Below are 1,372 nucleotides of genomic sequence, written 5' to 3' on the forward strand. Positions count from 1 at the left end.
AGTTCGCCGTCTTCGACTGGGCGTAGGCGATCTGCGGGTCGTAGCTGCGCCGCTCGAAGTGGAGGTCGTCGAAGTCAATGCCGGAACGCATGTGCGCCGTCGAACTGACCGAGACGATCCGTACCCCTCCGCGGTCGGACGCCCCGAGGGCCAGGGCGTCGTGCAGGCCGATGGCGAGTGCGAGGTGCCCCAGATGGTTTGTCGCGAACTGCAACTCCCAGCCCTCGCGGGTTCGTTCGAGGCCACCGGTGACCACGCCCGCGTTGTTGACCAACAGGTGAAGCGGACCGCTCCACGCGGCGACGAACGACGTGACGGTGGCTCTGTCAGCGAGGTCCAGCCGGACGATTCGAGGCCGGACCGCTCCGGTCGAGCTCTCGATCGATCCAGCGACGACGTCACCCGCAGCCGTGTTCCGCACGGCGAGCGTCACCTGCGCCCCAGCTGCGGTCAGCGCGCGAGCCGTCTCGAACCCGATTCCGGAGGAAGCTCCCGTCACGATCGCGCGGATACCGGTGAGGTCAACGCCCCGCACCACCTCGGCCGCTGTGCTGGAAGCGGTGAAGGAGGTGGAGAGGGGTTCGCGAGCCTTCATACAGCAAGGCTATACACATTGGACTGGACTTGTATAGCTAGGATCCCGCTCCTATGCTCGCCCCATGAGCAGCCCCGAGGCCGGCCCCCTGTCGTCGCCAACCATCGATACCGACCGTCGGACCACGGTTCTGGACTCCGCTCTCGCGACGTTCGCTCGATTCGGCTACCGGAAGACCTCGATGGAGGAAGTGGCGCGGGCTGCGCACATCTCCCGCCCCGGGCTCTACTTCCTCTTCTCCTCGAAGGAGGCTCTGTTCCGTGCCGCCGCGACCCAGGCCCTGGAACGCGACATCGCAGTGGTCGAAGACGTCTTGGCGGATGCCGACCGTCCTCTTCCGGAGCGCCTCGTCGAAGCCTTCGACCAATGGGCGGGCCGCTACGTCGGCCCGCTGGCGCGCGATGTCGCCGTAGTCATAGCGGACAACCCCAACCTCCTCGGAGAGATCGCACAGACCGCTCCACGACGTTTCGAGGAACTGATCACAGACGCGATCGCCGTCGAGTCAGGACAAGAGACGGCCGCCCCCGTCGCACAGACGATGATCAGCACCTCGATCGGCCTCAAGCACCAGGCCGCAACGCGGGCGTCCTACCTCGAACGTCTGAAGGTCGCCATCAAACTCCTGGTGCACTGAAGACACGCGGCGTGCCGCTTGTACCCAGAGCCGGCACCTCCGGCCCTCGAGTACATGCCGCAAGCGGCCGTGGCAGGAACGATGAGAACGCGGCCGACGAAGTGAGACCAAGCCACCTGACCGAGACAAAAGGCCCCGCC

At 66.1% G+C, this 1,372-nt stretch carries 2 protein-coding genes; one reads left to right on the forward strand and one right to left on the reverse strand.

The window, feature by feature from the left end; all coding sequences use genetic code 11:
• Positions 1-595, reverse strand: a 595-nt coding sequence (locus ADK54_RS13510; protein WP_159047747.1) for an SDR family NAD(P)-dependent oxidoreductase, incomplete at its 3' end; no start/stop codon positions are given.
• Positions 596-659: 64 nt separating this feature from the next.
• Between ADK54_RS13510 and ADK54_RS13515 the strand changes: the two genes are divergently transcribed.
• Positions 660-1,232 (forward strand): TetR/AcrR family transcriptional regulator, encoded by a 573-nt coding sequence (locus tag ADK54_RS13515; RefSeq protein WP_053725862.1) that lies wholly within the window; start codon positions 660-662, stop codon positions 1,230-1,232.
• Positions 1,233-1,372: the final 140 nt, after the last annotated feature.

This window comes from Streptomyces sp. WM6378 (genome assembly GCF_001279695.1).
GTDB lineage: Bacteria > Actinomycetota > Actinomycetes > Streptomycetales > Streptomycetaceae > Streptomyces.